Below are 12,282 nucleotides of genomic sequence, written 5' to 3'. Positions count from 1 at the left end.
CTACCCCCCGATAATCAGCCCATGATCGAGACCCTTCAAAACGCCATACCGTCACGCTTTGACCAACTGAAGCTGGCCCCAGCCACCCTGCACAACCTGGAGCAACTGGGCTACACCCAGATGACGCCCATCCAGACGGCCAGCTTGCCCATGACTTTGGCGGGGCAAGACCTGATCGCCCAAGCCAGTACCGGCAGCGGCAAAACCGCCGCCTTTGGCCTGCCCCTGATCGAGCGGCTGCAAACAGCAGGTTCGCCCAGCGCAGCCATCCAGGCCTTGATTTTGTGCCCTACGCGCGAGCTGGCCGACCAGGTCACACAAGAGATCCGCCGCCTGGCCCGTGCCCGGCCCAACGTGAAAGTCGTCACCCTCTGTGGTGGGGTGGCCTTGCGTGGTCAAACGGTGGGTCTGGCGCACGGCGCCGATGTGGTGGTGGGCACGCCCGGCCGGATTTTGGACCATCTGGAGCGCGGCTCGCTGAGCTTGGCGGGTGTGAACACGCTGGTGCTGGACGAAGCCGACCGCATGTTGGACATGGGCTTTTTCGACGACATCGCCAAGGTGGTGCGCCAGTGCGCCAAAGACCGCCAGACCCTGCTGTTTTCGGCCACTTACCCCGACGGCATTGCCAAGCTGGCCGCGCAGTTCATGCGTACACCGCAGACGGTGAAGGTTCAGGCCCAGCACAGCGCCCACAAGATTCGCCAAGTTTTTTATGAAGTGACCGAAAACCAGCGGCTGGTCGCAGTGTCCAAACTCTTGGCCCATTTCCGCCCCGAGCGCACCTTGGCCTTTTGCAACACCAAGCAGCAGTGCCGCGATCTGGTGGCGGTGCTGCAGGCCCAGGGTTACAGCGCGCTGGCGCTGTTTGGCGAGCTGGAGCAACGCGAGCGCGACCAAGTGCTGGTGCAGTTTGCCAACCGCAGTTGCTCGGTGCTGGTGGCCACCGATGTGGCCTCGCGCGGTCTGGATGTGGAAGGCCTCGAAGCGGTGATCAACGTGGACGTGACGCCCGACCCCGAAATCCACATCCACCGCATTGGCCGCACCGGCCGGGGCGACGCCGAAGGCCTGGCCCTGACGCTGGCCAGCGTGGACGAGATGGGCGCGGTGGGCAAGATCGAGGTGATGCAAGGCCGCGAATCGAGTTGGGAGCCTTTGTCTGGCCTGACGTCTGCGGAGGGTGCTCCACTGCAGCCGCCCATGCGCACTTTGCAAATCGTCGGTGGCCGCAAGGAAAAAATCCGCGCTGGCGATGTGATGGGCGCTTTGGCGGGTGAGTGTGGTTTGACCCGTGAGCAAGTTGGCAAGATCAATGTGAACGAGTTTTCGACCTATGTGGCGGTGCAGGCCGCGTTGGCCCCCAAAGTCGAGTCCCAACTATTGCACGGCAAGATCAAAGGCAAAAGCGTGAAAGCGCGTTTGCTTTAAAAGGAGGAAGCGACCATGGAAACCAAATGGCTGGAAGACTTTGTGAGCCTGGCTGAAACCCGCAGTTTCAGCCGATCCGCGCAATTGCGCCACGTGACGCAACCGGCGTTTTCGCGGCGCATTCAGTCGCTTGAAGCTTGGGCGGGTGCGAATTTGGTGGACAGAAGCTCTTACCCCACCCGACTGACTGCGGCAGGCGAGACCTTGTATGCCCAGGCGTTGGAGATGCTGCAGTCCCTGCAAAACACCCGGGCCATGCTGCGGGGCCACAATACTTCGGGGCAGGACTTGATTGAGTTTGCGGTACCACACACCCTAGCGTTCACGTTCTTTCCGGCCTGGATAGCCCATTTGCGCAGCAGCTTTGGCCCGATCAAAAGCCGTTTGATGGCCCTCAATGTGCACGATGCAGCCATGCGACTGGTGGAAGGGGGTTGTGATGTGCTGATCGCTTACCACCACCCTTCGCAGCCTTTGCAAATCGACCCCGAGCGTTATGACATGGTGGTGCTGGGCCACGAGGTGATTGCACCTTATGCCCAAGCGGATGCCAGAGGGCAGTCCTTGTTCAGCTTGCCGGGTACGGTCTCCAAACCCTTGCCCTATCTGGGTTATGCACCCGGGGCTTATCTAGGAGGGGTGACCGACTGGATACTGAAACAGGCGGGCTGCCCGGTGCACCTGGACCGGGTTTACGAAACCGACATGGCCGAGGGCCTGAAAGTCATGGCGCTGGAAGGGCATGGCATCGCGTTTTTGCCACGCAGCGCGGTCAAAAAGGAGGTGCAAGGCGGTGCGCTGGTTGAAGTGGGGCTGCCCGGCGGCCAATCCCTGGCCTTGAGCATGGAAGTGCGGGCGTACCGTGAAAAACCGGGGGTCAAGGTGTCGCCCAGCGCGGCCCATCAGTTGTGGCTGCATCTCACACAAGGTCAGCCTGTTGCCCATTCCTCCCGGTGAGCTTGCATCGGGTTATGCGTTTTATGCATTGAATACAGGGGTACACCCTGATGATTGGATGATGCCAATTTGACTATATTCAGGGCCATGCGCAAGTCAGGCAGAATTTTTGCCTTGACTGGCCTGTTCGACAGACACCTTGCGCCAATTTGGTGCTGGAGAACGCTGATTGCCCTTGAACGACCAAGGTACTAGGGTGGCGCTTAGAAGAGCTGGTTTTGCATTTGTCATTTAATCACCGGGCGGCATTTTGCTGCTTTATTTGTTTTGAAGAGGATTCAACCCATGAAAAAATACACCAACACAGTGATCGGTTCGGTCTTGGCGGCCGCTGGCCTGCTGGCCGCGACTTCCGCCATGGCGGGCAAAACCCTGGACCAGATCAAGCAGCGCGGCCAAATCGTCTGCGGTGTCAACACCGGTCTGGCCGGTTTTTCGGCTGCTGACTCCAGTGGCAACTGGTCGGGTCTGGACGTGGACCACTGCCGCGCTGTGGCTGCCGCCGTCCTGAGCGACGCGACCAAAGTCAAATATGTGCCCCTGACCGCACAACAGCGTTTCACCGCCTTGCAGTCTGGCGAAGTCGATGTCCTGGCTCGAAACAGCACCAGCACGCTCAGCCGTGACGCCTCTTTGGGGCTGCACTTTGCTGGCGTCAATTACTACGACGGTCAAGGTTTCATGGTGCCCAAAGGCAAGATCACCAGTGCCAAGCAGCTCAAGGGCGCCACGGTCTGTGTGCAGTCCGGCACCACCACCGAGAAGAATCTGACCGATTACTCACGCACCCACAAGCTCAACCTCAAACCTGTCGTGTTTGAAAAAGTCGAAGCTGCCACCGGTGCCTACTTTGCAGGCCGCTGCCAGGCTTACACCACTGACACATCGGGCCTGGCTTCGGTGCGCGCCAAGGAAGCCAAAGACCCTGCAGCCCATGTGATCTTGCCCGACCTGGTCTCCAAAGAGCCCCTGGGCCCCATGATTCGACGCGGTGACGACGAATGGCTGGCCATCAACAAGTGGGTGTTGGCTGGTTTGATAGAAGCTGAAGAGTTCGGCATCACCCAAGCCAACGCGGACCAGATGAAGACCAGCGACAACCCACAAGTGGGCCGTTTGCTTGGTGTGACAGAAGATTTGGGCAAGCACCTGGGCTTGGACAAAGAGTGGCTCTACCGCGCCATCAAGGTCACCGGAAACTACGGCGAGATCTTTGAGCGCAATGTGGGTCCCAAGACTTCCATCAACCTGCCGCGTGGCATGAACCGGCAATGGAACCAAGGCGGCTTGCTGTACTCGGCCCCTCTGCGTTGATCTTCTGCCTTGTTTAGGCATTGAATGCGCCCCTTGATGGGGCGTATTTTTTGTCAGTTTGTCTTTTTCCAGGCAGCAACCATGTCCCAATTTTCAATGATCGAGGCCAGGCCCTCACCCGAGAAGAAAAACCGGACCATTTCATGGCGAAGCCGTGAAGGGCGTTCGGTCATCTACCAGATTGTCGCGATTTTGTCGGCCTTTGCGCTTGCGGCCTTGCTGGTGCGCAACACATTGGCCAATATGCGTTTGCGCGGAATCCAGAGCGGATACGATTTTTTGTTTCAGCCGTTTGGTTTCGACATCAGCGAGACGGTGATCGATTACGCGCACAACAGTTCCTACTTTGTGGCATTTGCGATCGGCATGCTCAACACCTTGAAGGTGGCCATCATCGGCATTGCACTGGCTACTGTGCTGGGCGTGCTCATCGGCGTTGGCCGGTTTTCTGCCAACTATCTGGTGCAAAAAATCTGTTATGCCTTTGTTGAGTTTTTCCGCAACGTTCCGGTTTATCTGCAATTGCTGATTTGGTATTTGGTGTTCGCCGAAGCGTTGCCGGACCTCGAGAACGCCTGGAATGCCGGACATTTTTATCTGAGCAAAAACGGCATTTCATTCCCTTGGCCGGTATGGCAGTTGGGCCAGACGTTGGCCTTAGTGGGGGCCAGTTTGGGCCTGGTTTTTGGCCTGTATTACCGACGTTTGGCGCGCGCACATTTCGATCGAACTGGGCAGTCTCGTCCCGTTTTATGGGTGGCTTTGGCCGCCGTCCTGGGCTTGTCCGTGTTGGGTTGGTTGGCAGGGGGTGCCCCGTCCGAGTGGGATTTGCCCAAAGTGGGAGATTTCCAAATCGAAGATGGTGGTGTTTTCAGCCCAGAATTCATGGCCTTGTTGTTTGGGCTGGTGTTTTACACGGCCGCTTTCATCGCCGAAGTCGTGCGCTCGGGCATTGCCTCGGTATCCTTGGGCCAGCACGAGGCCGCAGCTTCCTTGGGTTTGAGCAAGAGCCAGGCCATGCGCTTGGTGGTGCTGCCACAGGCCCTGCGCGTGATCATCCCGCCGCTGACCAGCCAGTACCTGAACCTGACCAAAAACTCTTCCCTGGCCGTGGCCATTGGGTACCCCGAGCTGGTCTCGATTGCCAACACCACACTCAATCAGACAGGCCGCGCCATCGAGGCGCTGTCCATCGTGATGTTGGTGTACCTGACACTGTCCCTCATCACTTCGGCTCTCATGAACTGGTTCAACGCCAGTGCCGCCATCCAGGAGCGCTGACATGAATGTTTTCAAATCCATCGAGGCCCGCCCCATGCCGGGCCGGAGCGCCGGCCCGCTGGCCTGGTTGCAGGCTAATTTGTTTTCGAGCGCCAGCAACAGTGTGATGACTTTGGTGTTGTTGGCGCTGGGAGTCTGGATGTTGATGGCGTCCATCGACTGGGCGCTGCTGCATGCTGTGTTTGGTGCCAACTTGCAGGCTTGCAACGACGTGCGCGGCGTAGGCGCGTGCTGGGGAGTGATCTCCGAAAAAGGTCGCCTGATCGTGATGGGTCGATATCCCGAGGCCGAGCACTGGCGTCCGGTGATCGCCACCGCCTTGATGCTCGGCGTGGTCGTCATCAGCTGCATGCCGCGTTTCTGGAACAAGGCTTTGCCCCTGAGCTGGGCCCTCATGCTGGTGGTTTATTTCATACTCATGAAGGGTGGCTGGATGGGCCTGACCGAGGTCGACACCGACCAGTGGGGCGGCTTTCCGCTCACGGTCATGCTCACCGTGATCTCGATGACGCTGGCGTTTCCGCTGGCCATCTTTGTGGCCTTGGGTCGGCGCTCCAATATGCCGGCCATCAAGACCCTGTGCACGCTCTATGTGGAGTTGGTTCGCGGCGTGCCGCTGATCACGGTGCTGTTCATGGCCTCGTTCATGCTGCCGCTGTTCATGCCCGAGGGCGTGAAGATCGACGTGCTGGTGCGTGTGGTGGTGGGCATCACCTTGTTCTCAGCGGCCTACATGGCCGAGGTGATTCGTGGCGGCTTGCAGGCCTTGCCCAAGGGTCAGACCGAAGCGGCGGCCACGCTGGGCCTGAGCTACTGGCAAACCCAGCGCATGATCGTGCTGCCCCAGGCCCTGGCCACCGTAGTGCCGTCCATCATGAACACCTTCATCGGCCTGTTCAAAGACACCTCGCTCGTGACCATCGTCTCGCTGTACGAGCTGACCGGCGCGTTGGGCCTGGCGCTCAACTCGGACGCCGACTGGCGTCCCTTCAAGATCGAAGCCTACCTCTTCATCACCTTCATTTATTTCGCGTTCTGCTTTGCCATGTCGCGCTACAGCCTGTGGATTGAGCAGCGCACAGCGGTGAGCAAAGTTCGTTGAACGAAAGACCTCTCATGACCTCCAACATTACCCCCATCATCGAGTTCAAAGGCGTCAACAAATGGTATGCCAGCAATGGCTACCACGTGCTGCGCGACGTCAACCTGCAGTTTGCCAAAGGCGAAAAAGTGGTCATTTGTGGCCCCTCGGGCTCGGGCAAATCCACCCTGATCCGCTGCATCAACGCCCTGGAGGAATACCAGGAAGGCACGCTCACTGTGGATGGCACCGTTTTGGGCGATGACCTCAAGGGCATCGACCAAGTGCGCCGAGAAGTCGGCATGGTGTTTCAACAGTTCAACCTGTTCCCGCACCTGACGGTGATGGAAAACCTGATCTTGTCACCCACCTGGGTGGCCAAGATGCCGCGCAAAGAAGCCATCGATAAAGCCATGGTGCAACTCGAGCGCGTGCGCATTGCTGAGCACGCGAACAAGTACCCCTTGCAACTGTCCGGCGGCCAGCAGCAGCGCGTGGCGATTGCCCGTGCCCTGTGCCTCACGCCCAAAATCATGCTGTTCGATGAGCCCACCTCGGCCCTCGACCCCGAGATGATCAAGGAAGTGCTGGACGTGATGATCGAGCTGACCAGCCAGGGTATGACCATGTTGTGTGTGACGCACGAAATGGGCTTTGCCAAGGCGGTGGCCGACCGCGTGATCTTCATGGACCAAGGCCAGGTGGTCGAACAAGCCCCGCCGCAGCAGTTCTTTGATTCGCCACAGACTGACCGGGCGCAGGACTTCCTGTCCAAGATCCTCGGGCATTGATTTAATTGGGGTCAGATCCCGATTAAATTAATTGGGGTCAGATCCCGATTAAATGCTGAGTTCTTTTTGGGTGCCGTTGGCCGGGATTGCGCCCGGCGGCGCACTCACTTTCTTGGCTTCGCCAAAGAAAGTAAGCAAAGAAAGGCGAGCCGCAGTCAGGGCCCTTCGGGTTCCTTGCGCTGCTCGCATCGGGCGGGGTCGGGTGCAAACTCGCTTCGCTCCAACAAGCACCCGCCCTGATCCGCCCGCTGCTGCGCTGCTCAGCCCTGCCTCTCGTTCCACGATCCGTTTTCCTAGGAGCCCTGACCCGTGACCCCATCTCTGGGACCAGCAACATCAAGCCGACGACAGGTTTGAGACAATACGCCCATGACCCAAGAACTCACCCTCATCCGCCCCGACGATTGGCACTTGCATGTGCGCGATGGCGCCGCTTTGAACGTGGTGGTGCCGCACACCGCCGCGCAGTTTGGCCGCGCCATCATCATGCCCAACCTCAAGCCGCCCGTGACCACGGCCGAGCAGGCGATGGCCTACAAGGCTCGCATCCAGGCCGCCGTGCCTGTTGGCATGGCCTTTGAGCCGCTCATGACACTGTACCTGACCGACAACTTGGCACCGGCAGAAATTGCCCGCGCCAAAGCCGCAGGTGTTGTGGCCTGCAAGTTGTATCCAGCCGGTGCCACCACCAACAGCGATGCGGGCGTGACCGACCTGCGCAAGATCTACCCCGTGCTTGAAGCCATGCAGCGCGAAGGCGTGTTGCTCTTGGTGCACGGCGAAGTCACCTCGTCTGACATTGACCTGTTTGATCGCGAAGCGGTGTTCATTGAGCAGCATCTGATCCCGCTGCGCCGTGACTTCCCGGGCTTGAAAATCGTGATGGAACACATCACCACGAAAGAAGCTGCCGACTATGTGGCGGCAGGCGACGCGAATTTGGGTGCCACCATTACCGTGCACCACCTGCTGTACAACCGCAACGCCCTGTTTTTGGGCGGCATGCGCCCGCATTACTACTGCCTGCCCGTGCTCAAGCGCGAAATCCACCGCCTGGCTTTGGTGCAGGCGGCCACCAGCGGCAATGCCCGTTTCTTTTTGGGCACCGACAGCGCCCCGCACCCCGCGTATCTGAAGGAGCATGCCACGGGGTGTGCAGGTTGCTACACCGCGCACGCCGCATTGGAGATGTATGCCGAGGCCTTTGACCAAGCCGGAGCGCTGGACAAGTTGGAGGGCTTTGCCAGTTTCTTCGGAGCCGACTTTTATGGCCTGCCACGCAACACAGTTCACGTCACGCTGCGCCGTGAAAACTGGACACCCGCCGAGAGTTTTGCCTTTGGCGAGGCCGAACTCAAGCCCCTGCGCTCGGGTGAAAGTCTGCCATGGCGTCTGGTCGCCGCTTGAATCCCGACCGGCTCGCAAGCCGCTGTGAGACGGCAAGGTCTCAGGCTGTTCCTGACATCGATTGGTCAGTCCCTTGGCTGGACGACTGGCGTGCCGTGGGTGAACCGGTAGCGCGTCTAATCGCTTCGGGTTGCCCTCAGCCGCAGGCCCTCAACCAGACTGGCTTGGCACCGGTATTTTTTGTGCCGCAAGCTGACTTGCCCGAGAGTCAGGCCTACGAAAACTTCATCTTCGCTACCCGCCAGGTGCCCACCCGAGAAGGCCTGCACGACTTCTTCAATGCCTTGTGCTGGATGCATTTCCCGCTGAGCAAGAAGCAGCTGAATCAATTGCAGGCTCATGAAATCGCACGCGCCGGGGTGGGCCAGGTCCGGGGGGCGGTGCGCGATGCCGCCACCGTGTTCGACGAAAACGCGCTCTTGATACAGCCCTCAAACGCCCTGTGGGCAGCGCTCACGGAGCACCGCTGGCTCGACGCCTTGGTCGTTTTGCGCGCTGAATGGACGCAGACCCGCCTGTGGGCTTTTGGCCATGCGGCGCTTGAAAAAGCCGTGCTGCCCTACAAGTCCATCACAGTGCATTTGTGGCGTGTGCCCAGAGATGTTCCGCACCAGCAGATCGACGTCTGGTTGTCGCAAGACCTGACGCCCGAAAAGCTCGCGCGCAAGCCCTTTAGCCCACTGCCCTTGCTGGGTGTGCCCGGCTGGTGGCCCGCCAATGCGGATCCGGCCTTTTATGCCGATGCACAGGTATTTCGCTCGCGCCGGAGACATGAACCCGCTGAAAAACCTTACAGCAGACCGGAAATCCCGTCACGGGCTTGATTTTGCAATCTGAGACCCTAATATCCGAAACCAAGCGTCCGCTTCTTCCGGGCTAAAAGTGAAACTCAACATGAAACGCATTTTTCTTTTTGTCATGACCAACTTGGCTGTTGTGGTGGTGCTGGGCATCGTCGCCAACTTGCTGGGCGTCAACCGCTTTTTGACTTCCAACGGCCTGGACCTGGGCGCTTTGCTCGGTTTTGCCCTGATCATGGGCTTTGGCGGCGCCATCATTTCCTTGCTCATCAGCAAGCCCATGGCCAAGTGGACCTCAGGTGTCAAAGTCATCACCCAACCCGCCAACGCCGACGAAGCCTGGATTTTGGACACCGTGCGCAAGTTCGCGGACAAATCCGGCATCGGCATGCCTGAAGTCGGCATCTTCCCGGGAGACCCCAACGCCTTTGCCACCGGCGCGTTCCGCGATTCGGCCCTGGTGGCTGTGTCTACCGGCTTGCTGCAAAACATGACGCACGAGGAAATTGAAGCGGTCATTGGTCACGAAGTGGCCCACATTGCCAACGGCGACATGGTCACCATGACCCTGATCCAGGGTGTCATGAACACCTTCGTGGTGTTCATCTCCCGCGTGGTGGGTTATGCGGTGGACAGCTTCTTGCGCAAGGGTGATACTGCAAATTCCGGTCCTGGCATCGGCTATTTCGTGACCACCATCGTGATGGACATCATCTTGGGCTTTGCCGCTGCCATGATTGTGGCCTGGTTCAGTCGCCAGCGCGAGTTCCGTGCCGACGCCGGTGCCGCCCGGCTGATGGGCCGCAAGCAGCCCATGATCAATGCCCTGGCTCGGTTGGGCAGCGTGCATACCGCCGAGTTGCCCAAGACCATGGCGGCCATGGGCATTGCGGGCGGCATCGGTCGGCTGTTCAGCACACACCCTCCCATCGAGCAGCGCATCGAAGCGCTGAAAAACAGCGCCCTATAAAGACGTTTCGTCTTGGGCCTGTGCATTCAGGTGGGACGTGTCACCCCAGCCCACCAAGCTCAAGCCCGCAGGCGTCCACAACAAGCGGTTGACCGCGGTGTTGGTCAGTGACCACGTGCGCGGGGCCTGTAAATCGATGCGGGTGGCCGCCCGGTACAGGATGTCTAGCACCCCGCCGTGCGCCACCATCACGATTTGCTGGCCTGTGTGGCGCGCCGCCAATTCGTCCACCGTGCGCACAATGCGCTCGCGCAAAGCCAGCAGCGATTCACCGCCTTCAGGTGGCGTCCAGTCCGGCGTGCGCTTGCGCCAGTGCCAGGCGTGTTCCGGGAATTCGGTTTCTACCTCAGCGTAAGTGCGCCCCTGAAATGAACCAAAGTGGCGTTCGCGCAAACCCACGTGGACGCTGACCGCTTGGTCCATGGACTGGGCAATGGCTTGGGCCGTGGCGTGCGCCCGTGACAGGTCGCTGGCATAAATCGCATTCACCACTTCACGCTCGACCAGAGCGCGAGCCAGGTGTTCGGCTTGGCGCAGTCCTGCATCGTTGAGTGGGATGTCCAGGTGGCCTTGCAGCCGCGTGTTGACGTTCCAGGCGGTTTCGCCGTGGCGAATGGCCAAAATGCGGGTCGGTTCCATAAATTCCTAGATTCAGCGCGGCACTTCGATGTTGACCCGGCGTGGGCCAGCAGGCGGGTTGGGAAAATTGGCCAGGGCAGCCTGGAACAGGGTGGCAAAAATCGGCACGCTGTCGCTCCAGGGGCCGACGTGGCTGGCGCGGGTTTCATACACCACTTGACCCGACTTCAGGTCTCGCATGATGACGCTGACCTCACGGCGGTAATGCGTGGGCGGCGGAAAGCGCATGCCCATGCCCAGACCGACGTGCGAGCCCAAGCCCCCGCCAAAACCCGATCCGAAGGCGATGCTGCCGAAGGGTGTCCAGCCCGGCGCTAGGGGTCGGCCCCAAGGGTCGGCCAAGTACTGCGAGCCACTGAAGCCCAGCATCACGCTCAGGCTGGCCCCGGCATCATCACGCACCAAACCCACGGCGGTCATGGCGGCCTGCGCTTGCTGCTCGGCCAAACCGGCTTCGGGGTTGTGCACCTGCGAGGGCAGGCGCTCAAAGCGGTACTTGGCGCCCTGCAAATTCATGCCGGCTGGCACCGCAGCCACCGAGACCACATCGCTGTCGATCAGGCGCATCGAGGCGCAGCCCGTCAAGAAGGTCAAGGCCATCGCAGCCAAGGCCATCGAAAACCACCGCTTGCATTGCTGATTTGCTGTGCGCATGAGCTGTCCCCTTGAGGTTCACATCGAGATGACTTGGATGCCCGGCAAGGACGCTTCCTTGAACTCTTCTTCGTCAAAAGCCTTGTCGCCGTCATCCGATTCGATGCCCGTGATTTTCAGGTCCTTGAAACCGTGCAGTTTGGCGTCCATCAAATGCGAAGGCACCACATTTTGCAAAGCTGCAAACATGTTTTCAATGCGGCCGGGGTACTTCTTTTGCCACTCGCGCAGCATGTTGCCCACCTGCAGGCGTTGCAAATTCTCTTGGCTGCCACACAGGGTGCACGGAATGATGGGGAACTGTCGGTGCGCGGCCCAACGGATCAAATCGGTTTCGGCCACATAGGCCAGTGGGCGGATCACCATGAATTCGCCGTTGTCGCTGACCAGCTTGGGGGGCATGCCCTTGAGCTTGCCGCCAAAGAACATGTTCAAGAAGAAAGTCTGCAGCATGTCATCGCGGTGGTGGCCGAGGGCCAGCTTGTTGCATTTGAGCTCGCGCGCCACGCGGTACAAAATGCCCCGGCGCAGGCGCGAGCACAGGCTGCACATGGTCTTGCCTTCGGGGATCTTGTCTTTCACGATCGAATACGTGTCTTGCGTCTCGATGTGAAATTCCACGCCCAGCTCTTTGAGGTAAGCGGGCAGGATGTGCTCCGGGAAACCTGGCTGCTTTTGGTCCAGGTTGACCGCGACCAGCTCAAAGTCGACCGGCGCGCGGGCCATCATTTTCAGCAGGATGTCGAGCATGCCGTAGCTGTCTTTACCGCCCGACATGCAGACCATGATGCGGTCGCCGGCCTCAATCAGGTTGAAGTCACTGATCGCTTGACCCATTTGGCGGCACAGGCGTTTTTCGAGCTTGTGGGTTTCGCGCTCGATCTTGATGGCTTTGGCAGCCTCTGATTCGGCTTGCGCTTGTACCCAGGCGTTGTCTGCTGCTGTGTCTGTGTTCAT

Annotated in this window: 12 protein-coding genes; 9 read left to right on the top strand and 3 right to left on the bottom strand. The window is 59.6% G+C overall.

Annotated elements, in window-relative coordinates:
* Positions 1 to 21: 21 nt before the first annotated feature.
* The 9 genes from dbpA (at position 22) to htpX (ending at position 10,032) form a co-directional block, all read left to right on the top strand.
* Positions 22 to 1,431: an ATP-dependent RNA helicase DbpA gene (gene dbpA, locus HEQ17_RS02760; RefSeq protein WP_296291167.1), complete on the top strand. Its 1,410-nt coding sequence runs from the start codon at positions 22 to 24 to the stop codon at positions 1,429 to 1,431.
* Positions 1,432 to 1,446: 15 nt separating this feature from the next.
* Positions 1,447 to 2,388 (top strand): LysR family transcriptional regulator, encoded by a 942-nt coding sequence (locus tag HEQ17_RS02755; RefSeq protein WP_296291166.1) that lies wholly within the window; start codon positions 1,447 to 1,449, stop codon positions 2,386 to 2,388.
* A gap of 285 nt (positions 2,389 to 2,673) precedes the next feature.
* Positions 2,674 to 3,702 carry an amino acid ABC transporter substrate-binding protein gene (locus HEQ17_RS02750; RefSeq protein ID WP_296291165.1) on the top strand — a complete coding sequence of 343 codons (1,029 nt, stop codon included), beginning with the start codon at positions 2,674 to 2,676 and terminating at the stop codon, positions 3,700 to 3,702.
* An 81-nt stretch (positions 3,703 to 3,783) separates the two neighbouring features.
* On the top strand, positions 3,784 to 4,983 hold the full coding sequence (locus tag HEQ17_RS02745; protein ID WP_296291164.1) for an ABC transporter permease subunit: 1,200 nt from the start codon (positions 3,784 to 3,786) through the stop codon (positions 4,981 to 4,983).
* Position 4,984: 1 nt separating this feature from the next.
* Positions 4,985 to 6,085, top strand: a complete 1,101-nt coding sequence (locus HEQ17_RS02740) for an amino acid ABC transporter permease (RefSeq protein ID WP_296291163.1) — start codon at positions 4,985 to 4,987, stop codon at positions 6,083 to 6,085.
* Between the two features lie 14 nt (positions 6,086 to 6,099).
* Positions 6,100 to 6,855, top strand: coding sequence for an amino acid ABC transporter ATP-binding protein (locus HEQ17_RS02735; RefSeq protein WP_296291162.1), 756 nt, complete (start codon positions 6,100 to 6,102; stop codon positions 6,853 to 6,855).
* Positions 6,856 to 7,224: 369 nt separating this feature from the next.
* Positions 7,225 to 8,262 carry a dihydroorotase gene (gene pyrC, locus HEQ17_RS02730; RefSeq protein ID WP_296291161.1) on the top strand — a complete coding sequence of 346 codons (1,038 nt, stop codon included), beginning with the start codon at positions 7,225 to 7,227 and terminating at the stop codon, positions 8,260 to 8,262.
* Entirely contained in the window at positions 8,241 to 9,086 is an 846-nt protein-coding gene (locus HEQ17_RS02725; protein WP_296291160.1) for a DUF3025 domain-containing protein, read from the top strand. The genes pyrC and HEQ17_RS02725 overlap by 22 nt, the downstream gene beginning before the upstream one ends.
* A 70-nt stretch (positions 9,087 to 9,156) precedes the next feature.
* Positions 9,157 to 10,032, top strand: coding sequence for a protease HtpX (gene htpX / locus HEQ17_RS02720; RefSeq protein ID WP_296291159.1), 876 nt, complete (start codon positions 9,157 to 9,159; stop codon positions 10,030 to 10,032).
* Here htpX and HEQ17_RS02715 read toward each other — a convergent pair.
* Genes HEQ17_RS02715 through ttcA form a run of 3 tightly spaced genes read right to left on the bottom strand, consistent with a single transcriptional unit; the run spans position 10,027 to position 12,282 of the window.
* A complete protein-coding gene (locus HEQ17_RS02715) occupies positions 10,027 to 10,671 on the bottom strand; it encodes a histidine phosphatase family protein (protein WP_296291158.1) in 645 nt (214 codons plus the stop codon). The genes htpX and HEQ17_RS02715 overlap by 6 nt on opposite strands.
* A 12-nt stretch (positions 10,672 to 10,683) precedes the next feature.
* The gene (locus HEQ17_RS02710) at positions 10,684 to 11,325 is read right to left on the bottom strand and encodes a hypothetical protein (RefSeq protein ID WP_296291157.1); all 642 of its coding nucleotides are present in this window, start codon (positions 11,323 to 11,325) and stop codon (positions 10,684 to 10,686) included.
* 18 nt (positions 11,326 to 11,343) lie between these two features.
* Complete coding sequence (ttcA, locus tag HEQ17_RS02705; RefSeq protein WP_296291156.1) at positions 11,344 to 12,282, bottom strand: tRNA 2-thiocytidine(32) synthetase TtcA; 939 nt, start codon at positions 12,280 to 12,282, stop codon at positions 11,344 to 11,346.

The sequence above is a fragment of the Limnohabitans sp. genome (assembly GCF_023910625.1).
Taxonomy (GTDB): domain Bacteria; phylum Pseudomonadota; class Gammaproteobacteria; order Burkholderiales; family Burkholderiaceae_C; genus Limnohabitans_A.
The sequence above is the reverse complement of the archived record's forward strand: the minus strand, read 5'-3'. Positions and strand labels throughout refer to the sequence as shown.